Origin of the sequence: Candidatus Angelobacter sp. (assembly GCA_035607015.1) — a bacterium.
Classification (GTDB): Bacteria; Verrucomicrobiota; Verrucomicrobiia; order Limisphaerales; family AV2; genus AV2.
This window is the reverse complement of the sequence record DATNDF010000186.1, coordinates 1-20,634: the sequence shown is the minus strand read 5'-3', so window position 1 is coordinate 20,634 and position 20,634 is coordinate 1. Positions and strand designations below refer to the sequence as shown.

General features: G+C 57.6%; 22 protein-coding genes and 1 pseudogene. 12 read left to right on the top strand and 11 right to left on the bottom strand.

The window, feature by feature from the left end:
• From VN887_07580 to gcvH, 9 genes are all read left to right on the top strand, one after another.
• On the top strand, window positions 1–592 hold a 592-nt coding region (locus VN887_07580), incomplete at its 5' end, for a hypothetical protein (protein ID HXT39866.1).
• A gap of 22 nt (window positions 593–614) precedes the next feature.
• On the top strand, window positions 615–2,276 hold the full coding sequence (locus VN887_07575; protein ID HXT39865.1) for a sialate O-acetylesterase: 1,662 nt from the start codon (window positions 615–617) through the stop codon (window positions 2,274–2,276).
• A gap of 111 nt (window positions 2,277–2,387) precedes the next feature.
• On the top strand, window positions 2,388–4,025 hold the full coding sequence (locus VN887_07570) for a hypothetical protein (GenBank protein HXT39864.1): 1,638 nt from the start codon (window positions 2,388–2,390) through the stop codon (window positions 4,023–4,025).
• A gap of 32 nt (window positions 4,026–4,057) precedes the next feature.
• Complete coding sequence (locus tag VN887_07565) at window positions 4,058–4,222, top strand: CIA30 family protein (protein HXT39863.1); 165 nt, start codon at window positions 4,058–4,060, stop codon at window positions 4,220–4,222.
• A 243-nt stretch (window positions 4,223–4,465) separates the two neighbouring features.
• Window positions 4,466–5,035 (top strand): hypothetical protein, encoded by a 570-nt coding sequence (locus VN887_07560; protein ID HXT39862.1) that lies wholly within the window; start codon window positions 4,466–4,468, stop codon window positions 5,033–5,035.
• 179 nt (window positions 5,036–5,214) lie between these two features.
• Window positions 5,215–5,931: an FAD-binding oxidoreductase gene (locus tag VN887_07555; protein ID HXT39861.1), complete on the top strand. Its 717-nt coding sequence runs from the start codon at window positions 5,215–5,217 to the stop codon at window positions 5,929–5,931.
• Between the two features lie 4 nt (window positions 5,932–5,935).
• Window positions 5,936–6,247 carry a hypothetical protein gene (locus VN887_07550; protein ID HXT39860.1) on the top strand — a complete coding sequence of 104 codons (312 nt, stop codon included), beginning with the start codon at window positions 5,936–5,938 and terminating at the stop codon, window positions 6,245–6,247.
• 19 nt (window positions 6,248–6,266) lie between these two features.
• Window positions 6,267–7,475 carry a glycine cleavage system aminomethyltransferase GcvT gene (locus VN887_07545; GenBank protein HXT39859.1) on the top strand — a complete coding sequence of 403 codons (1,209 nt, stop codon included), beginning with the start codon at window positions 6,267–6,269 and terminating at the stop codon, window positions 7,473–7,475.
• 39 nt (window positions 7,476–7,514) lie between these two features.
• Complete coding sequence (gcvH, locus tag VN887_07540) at window positions 7,515–7,898, top strand: glycine cleavage system protein GcvH (GenBank protein ID HXT39858.1); 384 nt, start codon at window positions 7,515–7,517, stop codon at window positions 7,896–7,898.
• Between the two features lie 641 nt (window positions 7,899–8,539).
• Here gcvH and VN887_07535 read toward each other — a convergent pair.
• Entirely contained in the window at window positions 8,540–9,559 is a 1,020-nt protein-coding gene (locus VN887_07535; protein HXT39857.1) for a GTP-binding protein, read from the bottom strand.
• Window positions 9,560–9,632: 73 nt separating this feature from the next.
• Here VN887_07535 and VN887_07530 point away from each other — a divergent pair, with 73 nt between their 5' ends.
• Both VN887_07530 and VN887_07525 read left to right on the top strand, forming a co-directional pair.
• Window positions 9,633–10,145, top strand: a complete 513-nt coding sequence (locus VN887_07530; protein ID HXT39856.1) for an NYN domain-containing protein — start codon at window positions 9,633–9,635, stop codon at window positions 10,143–10,145.
• 4 nt (window positions 10,146–10,149) lie between these two features.
• Window positions 10,150–11,418 (top strand): hypothetical protein, encoded by a 1,269-nt coding sequence (locus VN887_07525; protein ID HXT39855.1) that lies wholly within the window; start codon window positions 10,150–10,152, stop codon window positions 11,416–11,418.
• Between the two features lie 28 nt (window positions 11,419–11,446).
• Here the strand turns inward: VN887_07525 and VN887_07520 are convergent, their stop codons facing one another.
• From VN887_07520 to hisD, 10 genes and pseudogenes are all read right to left on the bottom strand, one after another.
• Window positions 11,447–13,039 carry a pseudouridine synthase gene (locus VN887_07520; protein HXT39854.1) on the bottom strand — a complete coding sequence of 531 codons (1,593 nt, stop codon included), beginning with the start codon at window positions 13,037–13,039 and terminating at the stop codon, window positions 11,447–11,449.
• Window positions 13,036–13,695, bottom strand: coding sequence for a CAAX prenyl protease-related protein (locus VN887_07515; GenBank protein HXT39853.1), 660 nt, complete (start codon window positions 13,693–13,695; stop codon window positions 13,036–13,038). The genes VN887_07520 and VN887_07515 overlap by 4 nt, the downstream gene beginning before the upstream one ends.
• Window positions 13,696–13,737: 42 nt before the next feature.
• Window positions 13,738–14,376: a hypothetical protein gene (locus VN887_07510; GenBank protein HXT39852.1), complete on the bottom strand. Its 639-nt coding sequence runs from the start codon at window positions 14,374–14,376 to the stop codon at window positions 13,738–13,740.
• On the bottom strand, window positions 14,373–15,188 hold the full coding sequence (locus tag VN887_07505) for an AAA family ATPase (protein HXT39851.1): 816 nt from the start codon (window positions 15,186–15,188) through the stop codon (window positions 14,373–14,375). The genes VN887_07510 and VN887_07505 overlap by 4 nt, the downstream gene beginning before the upstream one ends.
• Before the next feature lie 69 nt (window positions 15,189–15,257).
• A complete protein-coding gene (locus tag VN887_07500) occupies window positions 15,258–16,448 on the bottom strand; it encodes an aminotransferase class I/II-fold pyridoxal phosphate-dependent enzyme (protein ID HXT39850.1) in 1,191 nt (396 codons plus the stop codon).
• An 11-nt stretch (window positions 16,449–16,459) separates the two neighbouring features.
• A complete protein-coding gene (locus tag VN887_07495; protein HXT39849.1) occupies window positions 16,460–16,630 on the bottom strand; it encodes a type II toxin-antitoxin system HicA family toxin in 171 nt (56 codons plus the stop codon).
• Window positions 16,627–16,851 (bottom strand): type II toxin-antitoxin system HicB family antitoxin, encoded by a 225-nt coding sequence (locus tag VN887_07490; GenBank protein HXT39848.1) that lies wholly within the window; start codon window positions 16,849–16,851, stop codon window positions 16,627–16,629. Before VN887_07490 ends, VN887_07495 begins: the two co-directional genes overlap by 4 nt.
• 69 nt (window positions 16,852–16,920) lie before the next feature.
• A pseudogene (locus VN887_07485) lies at window positions 16,921–17,055 on the bottom strand (histidinol-phosphate transaminase).
• 39 nt (window positions 17,056–17,094) lie between these two features.
• Window positions 17,095–18,180, bottom strand: coding sequence for a hypothetical protein (locus tag VN887_07480; protein HXT39847.1), 1,086 nt, complete (start codon window positions 18,178–18,180; stop codon window positions 17,095–17,097).
• 25 nt (window positions 18,181–18,205) lie between these two features.
• Window positions 18,206–19,501 (bottom strand): histidinol dehydrogenase, encoded by a 1,296-nt coding sequence (hisD, locus tag VN887_07475; protein ID HXT39846.1) that lies wholly within the window; start codon window positions 19,499–19,501, stop codon window positions 18,206–18,208.
• Between the two features lie 289 nt (window positions 19,502–19,790).
• On the opposite strand from hisD, the gene VN887_07470 reads away from it, so the two are divergent.
• Window positions 19,791–20,634: radical SAM protein (locus VN887_07470; GenBank protein ID HXT39845.1), on the top strand; the 844-nt coding region annotated here is incomplete at its 3' end.

Genomic DNA, 20,634 nt, shown 5'->3' with positions numbered 1-20,634 from the left:
GCTCAAAACCAACACGACGCACTACGACCAGGCGGGCAAGAAGATCACCGGCGTGGAGAGCGCATTCGACACCCGCATCTTCGACGGCAACGTGTGGGGCCTGCAGTGGTCCACCAACAACATCTTCCCGAAAGGTCTGTTCCCGCAATACTACAAGCATGTCGGCGAGGAGCGCGTGGCCGTCTCCGCCGTGGCGGTGCCAGCGGAAACCAAACTGCTCACCCAGGAATTCAAACGCGCTCCAGCGGGAGTGCCCTACACCTCGCTCAAGGGCGGCGCGTGGGCACAGCCAGGCCCGAAACTTGGACCATTCACCGCCCGGCTCATTGATGGTTCAGTGGTGACCTATTTCTGGTATCGGTTCGTGGACCAACCGTCCTTCCAGCAATACCATTGGAGCGTGGAGAAGAAGGCGAAGCTGCAAGCCATGGTGGAGAAACTGCATGCGAACTGGCCACTGGACCGCGACTACATGGCCCCTCCCACGCGAGGGAAATTGGTTGCGCTCGATCCCGCTTTGCTCGTCACACCGCCCCCCGGCCTGGAGATGGGCTTCGTCCCCATCGTCACCGGGCAAGCGGCAAAGGAATAACCAGCCGAAACCGATCTGAGCTTTGAAACACATCACCACAGTCCTCGCCGCCCTGCTGTTGGTTCAACTGGCAGCCCAATGTGCCAACCCATCCAAGGCCGATCCTGACACGAAGACCTTGCGCGTGTTTATCTTCGCGGGGCAGTCCAACATGGAGGGCGCGGATTCGAAGGTGAAGGACATCCGGCGTTTTCCACCGTTTGCCGGCTTGGAGATGCCCCAGGAAAAAGTTTTGTTCTCCTACTGCATCGGACGGGAAGAGAAACGGACCTCCGAGGGTTGGGTCCCTTTGCAGCCTGTGAACAATCTCGTCGGGCCGGAACTCAGCTTTGCCAGACGAGTCTCGCAGGAAACCAAGGCTCCCATTGCTATCATCAAGTGCGCCGCGGGCGGAACCACTTTGGGAGGCGATTGGAATCCCGATGACCCGAGTGGCTTCAAGCTCTACCCGCTTGCCTTGCAGTTGATTCAATCATCCCTGGCGGAATTGGATCAAAAGCGAGTGCCTTACCGGATCGAGGGGTTCATGTGGCATCAGGGGGAGAACGATATGTTCAACAAGGAGTTCAAGCGGGACTATGGTAAGAACCTCAAGAACTTTCTGGCGAGGTGGCGCCGCGATCTCAACGCGCCCAACTTAAAGTTCTACATCGGGGAACTGTGCACCAAGACAATTTGGGGCATGGACAATCGCGACAACATGTATGCCATTCGCGCCGGTCAGAAAGCCGTTACCGACTCGGATCCGTTGACGGAATATGTCCCAACCTCTCACGATGCGGTGGAAATTGGCGGTGGAGAGGGTTTGCATTATCACTACGGAACGCTGGGGCAACTGGAGCACGGCGTGAACTACGCGGACGCCTATCTAAGCACGATCGGAAAGAAGCCAGCCGCCGATCGCCCTCTTACGGTGTGGCCTTATGCCAAGGGAAGCCCGGTCAAGCTCTTCATCCTGGCTGGACATCGCAACATGGAAGGCGAGCGCGCTTTCATTCAGGAACTCAAAGTCCTGAAGGGGCAGGAATCGCTGGCCAACGACAATGGTGCAATCGCCTTCAAGTACAGCATTGGCGGCGGTTACAAAACCTCAAATGGATGGGAGCCACTCGGCGCCGCAGGATATTACGACACTTTCGGTCCTGAACTCAGCTTCGGAAAGACAGTGCAAGCCAAGGTTCCCGGCAACATCGCCATAGCCAAATTCACCCACAGCGGTTCGCAGATGAACGATTGGACCCCAGAGGGAACGGACACGAAAGACCGGAACCTATACCCGCAGTTCATCAACTTCATCCGGGAATCCATCAAGGAACTGGAGGCCAGAGGGCATCAGGTGGAACTGGCCGGCATCTTCTATCACGTCGGTGAAAACGAAATGGCCTTTGGCCCTTATCGGAGCAACGTGGCCAAATGGCTGCAATCCATCGTCGCAAAAAGTCGCCAGGACCTGGCGCTGCCCGCGCTCAAGTGGCATGTCAGCCAACAACCACCCACCGATGAGAAAGGACTCAACCGCATTGATGTCACGGCGAATCTAGCCGCCATCGCCGCCGCCGACCCGGCGTTTATTCACCTCAAGGCCTTCGATCTTCCCCCGCAGGACGAGAAGCTGGTCATCACCACGGCGGGAATCGTTCGGCTGGGAGAATTGCTTGGCCAAAGTTACCTGGAACACAGGTAATGCTTCGAATAACGAACGATGAAACCAACGAACATTCCACTGCGCCTCGTCAGTACATCCAGCTTGGCGACCCGCCACTTGTAAATTGCCCCTCACAGCGAAATGATGAACATGAAAGCAAACCGAAATCCGTTTCACGTCCTCGCCTTCCTGCTCCTTGCGACCGTCTTCCCCAGGCCCGGGCAGGCCGCGAATGGAATCGAGCCCGGCGAGATGGCCGGCTACCTGTTAGTCCCTAACGAGAAAGTGCCTGACACCTTCAACGCTGGTTACTCGATGTATGTCGCGGCCTGGCCATTGGTAAAGACGTATCCCGGCTCGCGTTTTCAGACCGGGCTGTTCGGCACCTGGATGTTTGCGCAGGAGGACACGAAACCAGCCTTCAAAATGTATTCTGATATCGAAGGCGGTCTAGGCTGGTGGCGCGACACCCGGTTCGCCACGGAAACGCCGAAGTTCATCATGGGGGGCGTGGCTCCGGATTTCAGCGAATGGGCCAACGGTCCCGGTGCCGGCAAAGGCCGGGATTGGGACCAGCCCAGGGGCAAATACGGCATCGCGCAACTCAGTCCTTGGGTTCTGTGGCCGCCCGATGGTTTGAATCTTAAACAGGGCACCTGCGGCGAACTGTTCGGCTACGGTTACCTGCCGCTGCCGCTCGCGCAGGCTAAGGCCACAACCGCCGGCACGAACGTTCCGACCGGCGATCAATGTTGGACCCTGTTTCTGAACACGCGTAACTTCAAAGGGCCGGTCGCCTTCTTCACTCCCCACTTTTGGTCGCGCGCTGCGGTGGAAGACCCGCGCCTCAGCGGCCTGCTGCTGGACAGTCGCCCCACGAATCCGAACCGTGCGTTGCAGATGGAGACGCAGCACATCCCCAGCGCGCTGGCCACGGACGCGAAGGGCGAGACCTATGCCCGCATCGCTCCCACCCGTTTCCCCAGCGGGCCGAACGGCGACTCAGCCCTCGTGCATCGCATCACTTCCTACAACAAGCACGCGCTCTGGGATGATGTGAAGACCTGGTTTGAAGGCGGAGCCGCGGCCAGCGGCGCGATTCATTCCGAGGGAGCTGTGCTTCATGAATTCACCGGACGCGGCGGAGCCACCTGGAAAATTTACCCCGACAGCGCTGCCAGGGAAAAGCAGATGCCCCTCGCCTGGACTTCCTTCGCGACTCCGATGGCTGCGGATAAAAACACCTTCGGCTATCGCTGGAACACGAACCTCGTGCAGCAGACCGAAACAAAGGAGGGCGCGCTGATGACGCTGCCGGAATACTTTCATCTCGTAACCAGGAACAACAAACAGGAGTGGGTTCCCGTGCGCGCGGAAGAGGTTCCGGCTGAAACCGGTCTGGCCGCTGCGCGCTTCGAGCGGCCTGCCGGGAAGCCATCCGAGCCGTACGTCACGCCCGACGACCCGGCAAGTTCCTGGAAAAAACCCGGCCCCGCCGCCGGCCCGTTTCAGGCGCAGTTGGGCGACGGAAGTGTGGTGACTTACTACTGGTATCGCTTCGCCGACCAGCCCGCCCTCCTCCATGCCGACCTCACGGCTCAGGAGCGTGAAGCCATGCAGGCGCGCGTGGAGAAACTTCACAGGAACTGGACGAAGGACCGCGACTATCTGGCTCCGCCGAAAATTGGAAAACTCGCTGAGCTGGACCCCGCCGTCATCGTCACTCCGCCCAAAGGCCTGGAGACAGGTTACGTCCCTATTGTCACACGTCAGGCTGCGAAAAATTGACGTTTCACCCTGTGCCCCGATTTTTCTTTACGATGAAAGCTGACGCCGCCCCCGAAACAATCATCTTCGAGTTCCAGCCCGCGACCAGCTTCCCGGTTTGGCAGATCGTAAACGACGACGTGATGGGCGGCATGTCCGCCGGTCAGTTCCAACGCTTCACGCAGCAAGGCGTGGCCGGGAGTGATATCCAGTGGTGATGAGTTCGCTCCGAGTCCATCCGGTGGCTTGGAATGGTGACGTTTCGCCTCACTTTCGTCCTTGAACCATGGGATTTCGCATGAATCCACTTTGGTAATAATCACGAGGGTTCGATTCCCTTCACCCGCTCCAATCATTTACTATCATTGAGTTACAAATAATAATTGGACGGTAAAGCTCGTTTTGCAGCCCGTTTTACAACAAATCTGACCAAAACTGGGCTCGTCTAAGCGCATTCGACTGTGTCAATTATCGTTCCTCGAAGGGTTCTCATGCGCCCCGCTTTTCTTCTTCTGATTTCGGTGCTGATTTTTTGGGGCTGCGCCAAGACAACGACGATGGCTGTTGCTGAACCTGACTGGATAAGATTCTCGTCCAAACAAGGGAAGTTTTCGGCGTTGATGCCGTTCCAACCGAAGTTTTCAGAGGAAAAGCAGACCACCAGTTCAGGAGAAGTTGTCGTCCATAGTTATACATCTAACCCAAGTTCCAATGTTGCGTATTGTGTCGCCTTCACTCAACTTCCAGACAAGCAACGTGAACGTGCCAAAGAGCATCCAGAGATATATTTCGCGGCAGCTACGAAAACTGCCCTTGGAACCAACAGCACACTTCTCAAAGAGAGGCAATTCGCATCTGATGGACATCCCGCACACGAGTTGCAATTTGTCAGACCTCCGGCTGATCTGGTCACAATGCGAATGTATATCACGGATGACCGATTCTACACGACAATCTGCCTGGTTCGCACTAATGCGGCGGCATCGACCAATATCTTTAGGTTTCTGGACTCTTTCCATTTGAGGAAGTGAAACTACGAAGACGAAGCGGAATCGGTCCGCTCAGCTACTATCTCCGCCAATAGGTCCCGGTTTCCTACGCTGCTCAAATACGCACAGGAATGGCATCCTCCAGGTTAATTAACAATTCACCGAGACAATCTCAAATCTTTACACCCGCCCGCGTTTCTCCCAAGCTACGGGACCGTTTTATGGCGAAACAGACCGTCGAGATGGAGATCGAGAAGGTGACGATGGAGTTGCCGGACACCAAGACCATCCGGCTGAAGTGGCCCGACAGTTATAACCCTGATTTCAAGACCGGCCAGTTCATCACCCTTTACTGGCCCGATACGCCCAACTACAAACGCGCCTACTCGCTGTCGTCCTGCGCGCTCGACCGCGGTTTTTACGAAGTCACCGTGAAGCGCGACGGCAAGATGGGCACGCGCATCGTGGACTGGGCGAAAGCGGGTGACAGGATGTTCGTCATTGCGCCCACGGGAGGGTTCCTGCCCGCGTACGAATCAAACAAGCATTTGATCTGCATCGCCGGCGGTTCAGGCGTCACGCCGTTCCGGGCCTTCGTGCGCGAGGCGACCAAGCGCAAACTGGAGACGAAGATCACTGTGCTCTACAGCGTTCGCACGACAAACGATGTCATCTTCAACGACGAGTTCCACCAGTTGCAGTTGCAGAACCCGCGCTTTAACTTCTTCGTCACGTGCACGCGGTTGCACCCGCAGGACCCGTGGACCGGTCGGCGCGGGCGCATCACTGCGGAGTGGGTGAAGGAGCAAACTCACGAGTTGTCGAACACTATCTTTTACGCCTGCGGCCCGAACGAGCTGGTCGAGTTCGCCGAGCACGTCGTGCTTGCGGATTTGAAAGTGCCAAAAGCGCAGATGAAGACGGAGAAGTGGGGGTAAAGTTGTGAGTATTGCTTGGTGGAAAAAGGATTTAGGCCGACTTACCAGCCTGAGTCCTACAAACTTCGAGGCGGCCAAAGACACGCTTCTTTTACAAGCTCTCCTTACTTCGCTTTCCGGCTTGATTTTGGACGGCGGCGAAACACTTCGAGTTGTCGTTCTCGCGGCTTTGATGTGGTGGATTGCATTCCTTCGAATTCTTGTGAATCGACCGACTACAACGAAGAAAAGTGACGTTTTGTTTTTGAAGTTGGGCTTCCTGCTCCTTCTGCCACTCAGTTTTTTTACCCAGCCAATTTGGGGATGGTTGCGATAGTCTGATTTATCAAATTCAAATGAATCTGAAACGAACACCGTTATTCGCCGCGCATCAGAAACTCGGCGGCAAACTCATCGAATTCGGCGGCTGGGAAATGCCGGTGCAGTATTCGAGCATCATGGATGAACACCTTTGCGTGCGCAAAGCCGCAGGCATCTTCGACATCTCGCACATGGGGGAAGTGCTTGTATACGGCCCCGAAGCCCCAAGGTTTTTGAACAGAGTTCTTACTAACGACCTAAACAAGCTTTTCGTAGGGCAGGCTCAATACACTTTGATGTGCAACGAAAGGGGCGGGGTGATGGATGATCTCTATGTCTACCGAAGCGGCATTTCCTCATATCTTTTGGTAATAAATGCTTCGCGAATTGACCGCGATGTAGCATGGTTTCAGACGCAGTTAGAAGTCTTCCCTGATCGCACTGGGATGTCGTTGGACAACATCTCGGATCGAACTGGAGCCGTTGCCGTGCAAGGGCCAAGGGTCGCAGAGTTCATCGATCAGTTCATAGGTGACTCATTGGCTGACGGTATTCCGATCACTCTCAGAGCCCGACCGGATATTTTACATTCAGTAGCGGACTCTTGGGGTGGGGGTACTCCTGTGGCCAAACCCGGCGAGTTAAAAAAGAATCAATTCTCCAGTTTTTCTTTTGGCACTTCTGTTCAATTAGCTCGCACAGGCTACACAGGTGAGGATGGATTTGAGATTATCGCGCCAGCCGATATCATCGAGACGGTCTGGAATAGAATCCTTGCAATTGGCGGGCCGTTCGGATTGAAACCGTGCGGTCTCGGCGCACGCGACACGTTGCGCACAGAAGTCTGTTATCCGCTTTACGGCCAGGAGCTGAACGAAAACACAACTCCGATCGAGGCGGGACTTGGTTTTTTCGTGGCGCTTAACAAAGGCGATTTTGTCGGACGCCCGGTGCTGGCTGGGCAAAAAGAAAGGGGCGTTTCCAAAAAATGCGTAGCGTTCAAGATGACTGACAAATCTGCGCCGCCGCGACCTCATTACTCAATCTGGAGCAGTGGTATGGACACGAAGCCAATAGGCGAAGTGACCAGTGGCACGCAGAGTCCGTCGCTGGGCATTGGCATCGGGATGGGTTATGTGCCGCCTGAGTTCGCGAAGGCGGGCACTCCGATTGAAATTGAAATCCGCGGCAAGCGCGCGCCGGCGGTCGTTGTGCAAAAGCCGATTTACAAGAAACCGATTTGACGAGAATTTTCCATCCGATTAAACAGAGCGCACGATTTTATGACCAACATTCCTTCCGACCTCAAATACGCCAAGAGCCACGAATGGGTCCGCGTCGCCGGCGACACCGGCGTCGTCGGCATCACCGACCACGCACAACACGAGTTGACCGACGTTGTCTTTGTCGAACTGCCTGCGGTGGGACGCCATGTAAAAGCGGGTGAAGCGTGCGCCGTGGTGGAGTCGGTTAAAACGGCCAGCGATATTTACTCGCCCGTCGGCGGGCAGGTTTTGGAAGTAAACAAGGCAGTCACCGACAACCCCGCTCTGACCAACAGCGAGCCTTACGGCAACGGCTGGTTCTTCAAAATCAAACTCAACAATCCTGCCGAATTGAACGACCTGCTGTCACCGGACAAATACAAGGCGCAGATCGGACAATAGCGGGCACGCCGGCCTCGCGGTGGGCCCATGACTCGGCCAAAGGAGCTGACAGGAATCGTTTATCCCTGGGATTCTGGATGTTCGCGATGTTCGTCATGGCCATCCCTTACGTCAATGTCGGCCCGATTGTCGTTTGGGGTTTGCCGGCGAAAACGAGTCCCCCAAGAACTACTCCCGGCCGTTGATCGTCTGGTTTTAATTCTGGGCAGCAGTATGGCTGGTCATGCTGAAACACCTCCGGAATTTGAAAACGCACGCCGCAAAAAAACGCGCGCGGTTGCACCATCGCGAATGCGAACCGCGCGCGGGCTGGGCTGGGAGCGAATCGGAAAAAGCACAAACCGATTCGATCCCGCAGATGTTAAAAAGAGCAGCGATCTGATGCGGTCTGCGTTCCGCCTTCGCCATCCAGGTTCTGATTAGCACCAGCCATGCCGGAGCGATTTCCGCACAAATGAGGATGCCTCATTGGACCCCTTGTCTTGTCTATGGACGAAGCGTGTCCCGCCCGCGCTGGCCGTCAAATCCGGAGCGTATTTTCCCTTGGAACAGGGCACCTGATTCTCCGATATCGCCGGAGCCGACGATTCAACGATCTTCCCGCCTCCCTCAACTTTCTCGCGGTGCCTCCGCATCAAAGATCAGGTCGCGACGCACGATTCAAACCCGGCGCGAATTCCCGCCTCGTCGAGTCCCTTGCCGATGAAAACCATCCGGGTCTGGCGCTTTTCTTCCGGCTTCCAGAACCGCTCTGGCGTGGCGTCGAACATCATTTGCACGCCCTGGAACACGACGCGCTTGGGTTGGCCCCGAATGTGCAGGATGCCCTTGCTTCGATAAATGTTCGCGCCAGTCGTGCCGAGCAGCCCGCCGATCCAGGATTCGGTTTTCTTCAAATCCAGGGGCCGGTCTTCCATGATGCAAAACGAGCGCACCCTTTCGTCGTGATCGTGAGTGTTTTCCTCGTGTTCGCGCTCGTCGTGATCGTAATGATGCCCGTTTTGATCGTGGCCTTCATGTCCGCCGGACCCGAGCGATTCGAGCGGTGTGTTGAGTTCGCGGGCCTTGATATCCAGAATGCTGCCTGCTGCAATCTGCGACCTCTGCGTGCGATATATTTTTGCGAGCGAATTCATCTTGCGTATGCGGGCCTCGACGTGCATTGCGGCCGCCGCGGAAACAAGATCTGTTTTGTTCAGGAGGATCACGTCCGCGAAAGCGATTTGCACGGCGGCTTCGGGCGCGTCGTCCAGCTCCCCTTCCAGATGCTTTGCGTCGGCGACGGTCGCAATGCCGTCCAGCCGGAGCAATTTGGCAAGGTCGGGAAGGAAAAATGTCCGGGCCACCGGGCCGGGGTCGGCGAGGCCGGTTGTCTCGACGAGCACATAATCGAAGCGTTTTTGCCTCTTGAACAAGTCGCCGAGGCTTTTGACCAAATCTTGCCGGACCCGGCAACAGAGACAGCCATTGTTCAGTTCCAGAATCTCCTCGTCGGCGCCGACCACGAGCTGGTTGTCGATGCTCACCGCGCCGAATTCGTTGATAATGATGGCGCATTTGTATCCGTGGTTTTGCGTCAACAGATGATTGAGCAGAGTGGTCTTGCCTGCGCCAAGAAAACCCGTCAGCACGGTCACTGGAACCGGTTCAGTCGATTGCATCCCGGAATATTGCCCGAAACAGGGAAGCGAGCAGAAGCATTTTCAACCGCGGACAAAGCGCACACTTTGAAATTTGCATTTTCCATTTGCTCCGTTCAACGGTAGCGTTGCCGGGATGGCGCTTGTTCGCATATTGGTGGATGGCTATAGTCTGTTGCACAACTGGCCGAAGCTGGCGCCGGGCAGACCACGTCATTCCGCGGCCGCGCGCCGTGAACTGATCCACGTCCTCACGCAATACCGGGACGCCGTCGGAACGCCGATCACGGTCATTTTTGACGGCGCAGGTGCGCCGGCCGGGACGCCGAAAGTCGACTCCGCGCCGGAGATGGAAATCCTTTACTCCAAAGCCGGCCAGACTGCCGACGACGTCATCGAACGTGCCGCGCACCGCCTTGGCGAGTTCGGCGAAGTGTTGGTGGTCACCGATGATTACGCCGAGCGGGACACCGTGCTTGCGCTCGGCGGGATGGCGTCCAGTTGTTTGAATTTCATTCAAACCATTGAAGGCACGCTCACCGAACTGAATCGCGAATTGAAACAGCACAACCGGAAGGAACGCGAACGCTTCCAACGCACACGTTAAGTCGATGAAACTCCCGCTCCCGGCCCTCGGTTTCTGCCTTGCGCTCCACCTGTCTGCGCAAGACGCTCCGCCGCCCGGCAACCCCACCGACGAAGTCAACGAGGCGCGGCCGGCCTACCGGTATTTGTTTGTCGTTGATACGTCCTCGGCGATGTCGCGACAGAAAGACATCGCGATTGACACGGTCAGCAAGTTGATCCTGAGCGGCGTCGGGGGACGCATTCGACCGGGCGATGCCTGGGGCCTGTGGACATTTGACGACCAACTGCACACCAATATTTTTCCGGCCCAGAAATGGGATGCGCCACAGCGGCGCGATGTCGCGAACCGCGTTTTCCGCCTGCTCCGCGACCAGCCCCACAAAAAAAAGAAACGGCATTTGGACCAGGTGCTGGCCGCGATCAGCGACGAAGCAAAAAACTCTGATGGCCTCACGGTGTTTCTTTTCACCGACGGAACCGAGCCTGTGAAGGGGTCTCCCTTTGACGATTCGATCAACGGGATTCTCTCCAAAAACGCGTCGGGAATGCGCAAGGTGAAGAAGCCCTTCGTTATCGTCTTCGTCGCGCAGGACGGGCGGTTGGCTGCGGACGGCGTGAGTCCCGGAGGTGAGCCTATTTTCGTTCCCCGCCTTGCAAAAAAACCGGACACCCCATCAAACACCTCTGCTACGCAGGCCGGCACAGGGACGAAGCGGGACGCCCGGGTGACGTCGCAACCGCTGCCGGCAAAAAGGTCGCTTTCTGTGGAAGAAATCTCACAGGCGCTGCGCGAGGCCCAGAGAAAGCAGACGAACGCAACCGTCTCCGCGCCTCCTGGCCCGCTGATCCTTCGTGGAACCAACACCACTCCGCAAAGCGAGCCGGCCAGAACCAATGGGGAAGCCTCCGCGCCCGTTCCCAACGGGCGTCCGTCTCCGGGCGACGCAACCGTTCCACCACAACCGGCGGTGACCAGAACCGCGTCCGCCGGAGAGAACGCTTCCGTTCCCGCCAAAACCACCCCCACCCCGCCGCAACAGTCCGGGGACGCGATTCCAACCGTGAATCCTTCTGAAGAGCACACCCTTGACGCTCCGGGAGTGCCTTCAGCGTCACCTCAAACTGCCGCCGTGCTCCAGCCGGAGGCGGCATCGACCGGCTGGAAATACCTGCTGGCGGCGGCCGCGCTGTTGCTCGTCGCGCTAACCCTGGCGTGGCTTTACGTCCGCAGCATTCGCTACGTGCCGCGCCCGAGCATCATTTCGCGATCGCTGGACCGGGAAAAGAAATAGCCCCTGTCCGAGTGATGGTGTGACCGTTTCAGGCCACCCTCAACCAAAGCGTTTTCAAATAGGCCGGCTCCTCGCGCGTGATGGGAAAATCCGGAGGCTGCGGAACATAATGTTGCTGCAGAATCCTTCGCCGCGCCGAAGCAATCGCGGACACGACTTGTGACCGAAACTTTTCCAGGGCGAGTTTCGCCGCATTCGCCGAAGCCAGCAAAACACCGTTCTGTTTCAGCACCGGCAGCGCGGCCGCCACCAGTTCGCCGTAATTCTTCCCGGCCTGAAAAGATCCATGCTCTTTCGATCGGGAAAATGTGGGCGGATCGAGAATGACGACTTCGAATTGCCGGCGCCTTTTTGCCAGCCGGCGCAGCCAATCAAAGACGTCCCCGCGGATGAAGTCGTGGCCGTCGGCAGTCAGTTCATTGAGCGCAAAGTTTCGTCTGCCCCACTCCAGGTATTTCTTCGAGAGATCGAGGCTGGTGGTGCGTGCCCCCGCTTTCGCGGCGCAAACCGAAAAACCGCAGGTATAAGCGAACGTGTTCAGGACTTCCATCCCGACCGGGCCGCTCTCGAACAAAGGAAAACCCGCGGCGACGTGGTTCACCAGGAACCGGCGCCGATTGTCCCGTTGGTCGAGGAACAAACCACAGGAATAACCTTCGTTGAAGCTCAACGCGAACCGGAGGCCGTTCTCACGCACGACGAATTCTTCCGGAGCGCGGTCCCCGAGCACTTGCTGGGGAGAGGTCTCGATAACGGTCGCCCCGCGCACGCTCTTCAGAAGCTTCTTGTGACAGGCCCCGCGCAAGGAAAATGATTTCAGCCAGCCAGCGATGACCTCCAGCCGCTTTTCGGTCGGCAAATGCTCCGACTGCGAGAGCAGAAAATCGCCCAGCCGGTCCACGTACCAGCCCGGCCGGCCGTCTGCCGCGCCATGCGCCACCCGGAAGGCGTTCGTCTCCATCTCGTCACAGAGGGCCGAACGCAAAGCCACGCACGATTCTGCAGAAAAATTCTCCGGCGCGGTGAACGTCATCACCTCGCCGGTCGTTGGATGTTTCAGAGCCAGTGCCTGCGCATGCAGATAAACACGCGTCGTCGGCGTGCCGCCGTAATGCGCGTCGCCGAGGACGGGAAACCCATTCTCGGCCGCGTGAACACGGATTTGATGCGTCTTGCCCGTCACCGGCTCGGCTTCCAACAGCGTGTTGCCGGGCCTGGATCGGCGCACACGAAACCGTGTTTCCGCTGCTTCGCCGCCACTGGCCAGCGGACGGCTCATGTATTTATCGCCGACGCGAACCAATGCCGACTTTACGGTGAACTCCTCCCGTTTTACAGGCCGGTCGGTCAATAGCAGATATTTCTTCCGCACCTCGCGCCGGGTGAACTGTTCCGTCAACGAGCGGTTCGCCGCTTCCGTTTTCGAAAACGCGATCACTCCGGAGGTTTCCTTGTCGAGCCGATGAATGATCGCCAGCCGCGCCCATCGTGGCTCGCGATGCCGCAACCAGTCGTAGATGCCTTCGCCCGCGAAAGGCGACGGTGCATGAGTGTTCATTCCCGCAGGTTTGTTGATCACCAGCAGGTGCTCATCCTCAAAAATGATGCAGGGAACGCTCACCAGAAATGCCAGGCTCCGCGCCAGACCACCCACAGACCCAGCAGAAGGTTCGTAATGCCGTGAGCGGTCATGGCGTCGCCCAACCGTTTCTTCCAACAAACCAGGCCCTGATAGGCAAAGCCACACAAGATGCCTGCCAGCCATTCATGATGCGTGAATCCAAAAACCGCCGACGTGGCCAGAAACGGCGTCCAGCCAAACTGACCCACCGGCAACGACTGAAAGTCCGGCTTCGCAACGTAGCGATACAAAAAAGAACGATAGAAAACCTCCTCCACCGGCGGCACCACAATCGAAGAGCCAAGAATGCGAACAACGATGAACGTCCAGGCGAGCGCCGAATCCTGGCCGAATGTCGTGTGTGGATTCCAATCGGCGGCGCCCGTGCCGAATTTCGGATAAATACCGTCCAGACCGATCCAAATCACGAAAACCGCGACGCCTACACCGACGGCCTCCCAACTGAACTTCCACTTCATCTCAACAACGAACGGCCGGACGACCCAAATCAACCACGCCCCGACGATCGTTTTGCCCAGGTAAAACCAATAGGGTGAAGTGGCCCCGAATTTTCCCTGGCAAAAGGTCAGCGCGACAAAAGCGGCAAATGGAACGACACGAACGAGCGCCGGCGATGCTTCGAGCTTCTTGAACATTGCATTCACACGGTGAGCCAGCCGACATCGGACGTTTTGAACCTACAGCCGGGGCAGGCGCAGTTCGTTCGTTTCGCCTTTGCGTTCAACGGTGACGGACTGACGTTCTATCCCCGTCACGCGCGCCCCGCGAATTTCGTCGCCGACGAACAGCATCTCGCCGTTGATGACGACCGCGGGCTTGTCCTCGCGATAAATGATGCTTTGCAGCTTAAGGTCCGCGAATGGCGAAGGCGGGGCCGGCGGCACGGCCACGTTCGTCTCCGTCGCCACGGTTGCGGCGCTGGTCGGCAGCGTGATTCCCGCCGGATTTGTCGCTGCTGATTCCGGCGCCGATTCCGCTGAAACGGCGACGGCGCGATTCGTACGCACGATGATGTTGGTACTGACTTTGATCGGCTGCCTGTCATGCCGTTTCAATTTCGCCGGCTCCGCCGAAGCCGGTTCCGCGGCAGCGCGGACGCTTCCCCGTGATTCGGGACCGCTGCTCCACCATTTTGCAAAGAACCAACCCGCTCCAGTCAGTGACCCCAGCACCAGCAGGCCGATGATCATCCGGAAAATCCAATTCGGCCGCGCAGCATAATCCACCGGTTGCAGTGGCGCCACAGGCTGGCCGTCAAAAGGATTTTGCGGTCTCGCCTGTCGCGCGCGCTTCAAGGCGTCGTTGATTAAACTCATACGTCGATTTTGCCTTCGAGTTCGCGGATGGCGCGACCGACCATGCGATAATCAATGCCATCACGCTGCTCGACATAGCCGGCGAGCAGGCATTTGTCGCATACTGCGTTGACCAGCCGTGGAATGCCGCCGCTGTAGTTGTAAACCCGCCACAAGGCGCCGGCCGTGAAGTAAAACGTTCCTGTGGCGCCGGAAACCACCAGCCGATGTTCGATGTAAGGCCACAATTCGGCGCGCGTCAGGGCGGGCAGATGATAACGCACCGTGATGCGCTGCCGCAACTGGCGCAGGCCGTGGTCGTTCAAACGGTCGCGCAGTTCGGGCTGACCCATCAAAACAATTTGCAGCAGCTTGCGGTCTTCTGTTTCAAGGTTCGACAGGAGGCGGATGTGTTCGAGCTGGCCGTTACTCAGGTTCTGAGCTTCGTCGATGATCAGTACTGCGTCGCGGCCCGTCGCCGCCTGTCCGATCAGAAACTCGTTGAGCATCGCGCGCGTCTCCAGCACGCCAAGTCCCGCCACCTCGATTCCGAATTCGATGGCCACCGCCTTGACCAGCAGGTCCGGATCCGGCGGCGGATTAAAGATGAGCGCGCTGGCCCAGGAGCCACCCAATGCCTCGAGCATCGCCCGGCACACCGTCGTCTTCCCCGCGCCCACCTCGCCGGTCAGTTGCACGAACCCTTTCCGTTCGCGGATGCCGTACAGCAGATGGTTGAAGGCCTCGCGGTGCTTCGCGCTGAAAAACAGAAACCGCGGGTTCGGCGTCAGGTCGAACGGCGGTTCCTTGAGGCCGTAGTATTCCAGATACACGCCGGTTGTTTAGCGAAGAAGCGCTGGCGAGAAAAGGAAAACGTTGGCGGCACCCGCAGCCCGTCGCCGTTAGCTCGACAGAATCCTGCGCGCTCCCTTCAGCAGCGCGTCCATCTCCGTCTCGCTGCCCACAGTGATGCGGAGATAATCCTTCGTCTCCGGATAATTGAACCAACGGACAAGGATTTTCCGTTCGCGCAGCTTTCGCAGCCAGGTCTCGGCGGACAAAACCGGCGGACGCACCAGTAAAAAGTTGGTTTGGCTCGGATAAATTCGAAAACCAAGCGCCGTCAATTCCCTCGCCGTTCGCTCGCGCGTGGCGATGATGCGTTGAAAATTCTTCCGATAGTAGGTCAGATCGCCGAGAGTCGCCAGCGCCGCCACTTGTCCGAGGCCATTGACATTGTAACTGTCACGAATCTTATCGAGTGCGGCGATGAGTTCGGGATGACCGACGAAATAGCCGATGCGTTGAAAGCAGAGCGAGTAAGCCTTCGAAAACGTGCGCGAGATGATGACGTGCGGATATTTTAACGCGAGTTTCAGCGCGTTTTCGTCGGCGAAATCCACGTAAGCTTCGTCGAGAATGACGACGCCCTTCTGCGCGCGGCAAAGCGATTCGAGCTCCGCGGTCGAATAGCCGCGGCCACTCGGCGCGTTTGGTGTGGTAATCAACGTCAGAGCGCCATGAAAGTCGCAACGACCGCCGCGCTGTAACTCTTTGACCGTCGGCATGGAGAAATCCGGCTTGAGCGGGACAGGATTCCTAAGAGCACCGTGAATATCCGCGAGCACCGGATAGAGTGAGTAGCAGGGAGTGAAGTATTGGATGACGGAACGTGATTGGAGTGCGGCCCTCCGGGCCGCAGCAGCTCCACCCTGAAGGATGTCTCCGACACTTCCGCGCGGCTCTCTGCGAACGGACGCGCTGCGGCCTGGAAGGCCGCACTCCGACGGTTCCACAAACGCCCGCGTCGCCAGCGCCAGCAACTCATCTGAACCGTTGCCGACAATAATATTCTGCGGCTTGCATCGGTGAAACTCTGCGAGCCTCTCCCGCAGCAGCTGCGCGGTAGGATTCGGATACAACCGAAGCCGTCCGCCCACCGCCGCTTTCACCGCCCTCAGCACTTTTCGCGATGGCGGATAGGGATTCTCATTCGTGTTGAGCTTGATCAGCCCCTTGATCTTCGGTTGCTCGCCGGGAACGTAGGCGTGTAATTCGCGCACGAGACCGCGGATGAGGCGCCGATTCTTCACGGTTGTGGAATCTACAGGTCCTTGCAAATCTTTCGAGCCGTAAACTCGATGACCTCGCGATGACGTGGGACTGCCGAAACCTTCTTTTTCGCCCGATTAACGCAAATAGTGTGATTGCCGCCCTCGCGAAGAAACTCGCAACCATGACGTTCCAGATGGCGGATGAGATCCCGCCGTTTCATGCCGCGCCCAGCGACAACGGCTCGCGAATGACTTCCTGACCGCGCAACTCCTCCTCAGCCAACTCACGATTGGCTTCCAGCACCATCACGACAGCTTCCGCCAGATTAGCGCGCGCTTCCTCCAACGTGGCGCCCTGAGTATTGGCCCCCGGCAACTCCTCGACGAACGCGGCGTAACCTTCAGGAAAGCGACGGTAAACGGCGGTCAGCTTTAATTTCATCCTGACAGATTAACTGAAACAAGGAGGTTTTGGCAAGGAAAGCAATCCCCAGCCCGACCGCATCCGTGCCGGCGACAGCGGATATGGATTCTCATTCGTGTTGAGCATGATCAGCCCTTTGATCTTTAGCTGCTCACCAGGAACGTAGGCGTGCAACCCACGCACGAGCGGGCGAATTAAATTCTTCAAGCCGGTCTTGTTCATTTCAAAATAACAAGGCGCTCCACGCAGATTCATAAGAGCTTAATCGTTTATGAACTCTTCCATTTGCCTACATAGAAAATAATTCCAGTCCTCGCCGCCACAGCATTTTTGCCATTCCCTCTGGAGATTAACCAAATAGGAGTAATCATGTTCTTTCGATAATCTTTTCCCTTTCTGTTTCATGCCAGCCAACCCACTGACCGCACCCATCGCGAGTCCTGTCCCAGACAAAATCGCGAGCTGCGTTGGTTCTAACGAGATAAGTTTCCCAATCACGCCCGTCATTGCAGGAAAGACGATTGTCTTCATTCCAGTCCATCCTTCCACTTTCAGAATATCCATGCTCCGTTTGTAATCCTCCATTGAAGCTGCTATGTCCCGCTTCATGTCTTCATAAACGTCTCTTGCTACTTTCACATCGTGGCAGTTTGCCAATGCATTTGCGGATGTTCGGACTGCCTTCACAAACCGTCGTCGCTCGTCCAAGTATTTTTCACGAAAGGAGAGCAGTGCTTCTGGCGCGATGTTCAATATGTTAGTCGGAACAAAATCGCGAACAACCAGCGCGGCCAAAACAAGCGGCAGTTCTTCACGTGGCCAGTCTTCGACCATACCGTCAAATTTGAAATAAGTTGCGCCTGTCCAAGCTGGAGCGACATCAGTAACTAAGCTGAGTCCGTTCTTTTCGCTCATGTGATTCGCAAGGTAAGTCATGTAGAGCGATGCGAACTCTGTCGGCACATAGAGCCATTTACCCCGTGATTGAGTGCTGCCTTGAGCAACAATCATTTTCCGCAACTGCACATCAACTTTGTCTTCGTGCAGGCGCGCATATTCCTTATCAACATCCATCGAAAGAGCAGCGGCATTCCAACGTCTTGTTTTAAGTTTTCGGAGGAACTGTTCTGATACGTCTTTAGCATAGGCGTCAGGGTGGAGAGGAGTGCCGATTTCACCGGACTCGCACAACTTCTTTACATTGTCGCTGTCTTTAGCAGTGTAGTCTTTCGGAACGATTCGATAAATCCTGTCCCAGACTAAAGAAGATGCCCACAGCCAACGGGGGTCAGTAAACTCAATTGAAGGGTAGTAAAGAGCCGAAAAGAAGCCGTCGTTTGGGCTCATGCTAGTGGCGTCGTTTAATTGCCCGTTAAGTTTTTATCCGCACTTCCCCCGACTTCCCATGCGCATCCAGACCTTCAACCTCGGCAAATTTTCGCACCGTCGCCAGCGATTTCTTGAGCGCGACACGATTATATTCCACTACACTGGTGCGGCGCTGGAACTGGTCCACGGTCAGACCGGCAAACGACGCACCCGCGCCGCCCGTCGGCAGTTCGTGACTCGGTCCAGCAACATAGTCGCCCAGCACCGTCGGCGACCACGGACCAAGAAAAATCGCGCCCGCCGTCACGATGTGTTGCGACACTTTCGCCGCATTGCGCGTCATCACTTCGCAGTGCTCCGGCGCAAGCCGGTTCACCAGTTCGATCCCCTGCTCGATGGACTTCACTTGAATCAGCCAGCCGTTGTTGGCCAGCGCGCGGCTAATGAATTCACGGCGCGACAGTTTCGGCAGTTGCCGCTCAATCTCCCGTTCCACCTTGCGCAGGAGCGGCGCGGAGGTTGTCACCAGCCAGACGCGCTCGTGGCCCGACCCGTGTTCGGCCTGCGCCAGCAAGTCGGCGGCGATGAATCGCGCGTTCGCGGTGTCATCCGCGAGCACCAGCACTTCGCTGGGGCCGGGCAACAAATCAACCGACACGTGGCCGAACAGCAATCGTTTCGCCGCCACCACGTACGCGTTGCCGGGACCAAAAATCTTTTGCACGTGACGGATGGTCGGCGTGCCATAGGTCATCGCGGCAATCGCCTGCGCGCCGCCCACGCGGTAAATCTCCGTCGCGCCCGCCACACGTGCAGCATAGAGGAGCGCCGGATTGATTGCGCCATCTTTGCCACACGGCGTGCAAACGACGATCTCCGGACAACCCGCGACCTTCGCCAGCGTCACGGTCATCAACGCCGTCGAGACCAGCGGAGCGGTGCCGCCCGGAATGTAAATGCCGACGCGCCGGAACGGATCGAATTTCTCTCCGACCTTCGCCCCTTGCGCATTCTTCGCCGACCATTTTTTCCGGAGCGATTTCCTGCTGAAAAACTCGACGTTCCTTCGCGTCACTTCAACCGCCGCGCGCAGGGATTCATCGGCTCGCAACGACGCTCCAACCAGCTCCGCTTTCGTGATCGCCAGTTGATGGGCCGTCAATTTGGCGCCATCAAAGCGCTCCGTCAGTTCGAGCAACGCTGCGTCGCCGCGTGTGTAAACGTCCTGCAGGATGACGCGCGTGCGCTCCTCGATGACCGGGTCAAACAAACTGCTGTGTGTCGCGAGCGGGCGCAGCTTCGCAGCGAACCCCTTGTCCGTGTGTCGCAAAACGTTCATGTGCGCGCGAAAGCTAGAAGATGGTCGGGGGAATGTCAAAACCACCGTCCGTACCTGAGGCAAGGGCCTTTCGGTCTGTTTGACAGCCAGTTGGGGTTCAGCCTTCAGGCTCCCTTGACCCGCAAACATGGTGAAGCATGAACCCCGGCCCCACTCGGAGAAGAAAAGACCATGCACCTGGAGGGCACCGCTTTGTCGGTGCCCTGACTTCCCCGTTCTGGACGGGGCCCCCGACGAGGCGGAGCCCTCCACTCTCGACATACGCGACTCGTTTGCTACGTTGCCGGTGATGAGTTTTGTCACCGCGTTCAACGCGCTGCCGCTCGCCGATTTGTTGCGCCGGGCGCAAACGGCTTCGATGGACGCCGTGCGCGACAGCGTGGCGGGTTCGAGCCTGTCGCTGGCTGACTTCGCTCATTTAATTTCCCCGGCCGGAAGCGAATTACTGGAGCCACTCTGCCGCCGTTCACAGGCGCTGACTCAACAGCGCTTCGGCAAAGTCATCCGCCTCTTTGCCCCGCTCTATCTTTCCAACGAATGCGTCAACAACTGCAAATACTGCGGGTTCTCCCGTGACAACCCGATTACGCGCGTGACGCTCACCGTGGACGAAGTGCTACGTGAAGCGCGCGAGCTTCAGGACCAGGGCTTTCGTAACCTGCTGCTCGTCGCGGGCGAACATCCGAAGTTTGTCTCCGGAAATTATCTGGCCGACTGCGTCCGCGCGTTGCACGAGGAGATTCCCAGCATCTCGCTCGAAGTCGGGCCGATGGAAACGGAGGACTACGAGCCGATCGTCCAGGCCGGCGCGGATGGACTCGTGGTTTATCAGGAAACTTACGATCGCGCGGTTTATGGCGAGATGCACATCGCGGGGCCGAAACGAAACTTCGACTGGCGGCTCGAAACGCCAGAGCGCGCTTACGCAGCGGGTTTCCGCCGACTCGGCATCGGCGCGTTGTTCGGGTTGAGCGACTGGCGGCTCGAAGCGCTCGCGGTTGCGGCGCACGCGGGTTACCTCCTGCGAAATTGCTGGAAAGCGCAACTGACGATCTCGCTCCCTCGGCTCCGCCCTTGCGCGGGTGAGTTCCAGCCGCTCACGCATATTGCCGACCGCGAACTCGTGCAACTGG

Bases quoted from the DNA above. Each gene is read 5' to 3' on its own strand.
- VN887_07525 (HXT39855.1), top strand. From the start codon at position 10,150: ATGAAACTCCCGCTCCCGGCCCTCGGTTTCTGCCTTGCGCTCCACCTG.
- VN887_07545 (HXT39859.1), top strand. From the start codon at position 6,267: ATGAATCTGAAACGAACACCGTTATTCGCCGCGCATCAGAAACTCGGC.
- VN887_07495 (HXT39849.1), bottom strand. From the start codon at position 16,630: ATGAAACGGCGGGATCTCATCCGCCATCTGGAACGTCATGGTTGCGAG.
- VN887_07515 (HXT39853.1), bottom strand. From the start codon at position 13,695: ATGTTCAAGAAGCTCGAAGCATCGCCGGCGCTCGTTCGTGTCGTTCCA.
- VN887_07570 (HXT39864.1), top strand. From the start codon at position 2,388: ATGAAAGCAAACCGAAATCCGTTTCACGTCCTCGCCTTCCTGCTCCTT.
- VN887_07555 (HXT39861.1), top strand. From the start codon at position 5,215: ATGGCGAAACAGACCGTCGAGATGGAGATCGAGAAGGTGACGATGGAG.
- VN887_07490 (HXT39848.1), bottom strand. From the start codon at position 16,851: ATGAAATTAAAGCTGACCGCCGTTTACCGTCGCTTTCCTGAAGGTTAC.
- VN887_07535 (HXT39857.1), bottom strand. From the start codon at position 9,559: ATGCAATCGACTGAACCGGTTCCAGTGACCGTGCTGACGGGTTTTCTT.
- VN887_07565 (HXT39863.1), top strand. From the start codon at position 4,058: ATGAAAGCTGACGCCGCCCCCGAAACAATCATCTTCGAGTTCCAGCCC.
- VN887_07480 (HXT39847.1), bottom strand. From the start codon at position 18,180: ATGAGCCCAAACGACGGCTTCTTTTCGGCTCTTTACTACCCTTCAATT.
- hisD (HXT39846.1), bottom strand. From the start codon at position 19,501: ATGAACGTTTTGCGACACACGGACAAGGGGTTCGCTGCGAAGCTGCGC.
- VN887_07510 (HXT39852.1), bottom strand. From the start codon at position 14,376: ATGAGTTTAATCAACGACGCCTTGAAGCGCGCGCGACAGGCGAGACCG.
- gcvH (HXT39858.1), top strand. From the start codon at position 7,515: ATGACCAACATTCCTTCCGACCTCAAATACGCCAAGAGCCACGAATGG.